Below are 758 nucleotides of genomic sequence, written 5' to 3'. Positions count from 1 at the left end.
ATCTGGTCGTGAACGGCGGTCATCCAGCGCCTCAGGCCCACCCTCACGGTATCGGTCATACCAACGATAAAAAGTGGCGCGCGGGATGCCGAGTTTGTCCAGTGTGCGCTTGGCCGGCAGATGTGATTGCTCGACCAGCTGGATGATCTCGGCCTTCTCGGATGCAGAATACCTCATGCGTCGTCCTCCCCATCCCCGCTCATGCTTTTTTTAAGCAGGCGATTCTCCAGGGTGAGATCGGCCACGACCTCCTTCAAGGCGGTGGCCTCACGACGAAGGTCCTTCACCTCTCCGGACGTTGCGGCGCGGGCCGTGTCGCCCGCCAGCCGGCGCTTGCCGGCCTCGAGGAACTCCTTCGACCAGCCGTAATACATCGAGGCGGCGATGCCTTCACGGCGGCAAAGCTCCGAGATGTTCTCCTCGCCGCGCAGCCCCTCCAGCACGATGCGGATCTTCTCTTCCGCCGAGTACTGCCGGCGTGTCTGACGCCGAATGTTCTTGAGAACTTGTTCTGCCGGCGCTTTATCCGGCCCGGATTTCTGTTTCATCTTCGCTCCTTGCGGCTACGATGAACCAGAAATCCTCCCTTCGGGAAGACCCTCAGTTTGTCTCAGGGGTGCTGACGGGGAACAATCCTCCGGTTCACGTGATTGATGCCGCGGTCAAGTTGGCGACGGACGCAAAAGTCGACGGCGTGGTCTCAGTCGGCGGCGGAAGTTCGATGGATGTCGCCAAGTTGGTCGCGCTGCTCGCGGTGG

1 protein-coding gene and 1 pseudogene are annotated in these 758 nt (G+C 61.1%); one reads left to right on the top strand and one right to left on the bottom strand.

The window, feature by feature from the left end; all coding sequences use genetic code 11:
- Positions 1–548, bottom strand: a pseudogene (locus GJ693_RS16415) (helix-turn-helix domain-containing protein); the annotation flags it as partial.
- A gap of 20 nt (positions 549–568) precedes the next feature.
- Here GJ693_RS16415 and GJ693_RS16410 point away from each other — a divergent pair.
- Positions 569–758, top strand: a 190-nt coding sequence (locus GJ693_RS16410) for an iron-containing alcohol dehydrogenase (protein WP_197042319.1), incomplete at its 3' end; no start/stop codon positions are given.

The organism is Sandarakinorhabdus oryzae (assembly GCF_009733735.1).
In the GTDB taxonomy this organism is placed as follows: Bacteria; Pseudomonadota; Alphaproteobacteria; order Sphingomonadales; family Sphingomonadaceae; genus Sandarakinorhabdus; species Sandarakinorhabdus oryzae.
The sequence above is the reverse complement of the archived record's forward strand: the minus strand, read 5'-3'. Positions and strand labels throughout refer to the sequence as shown.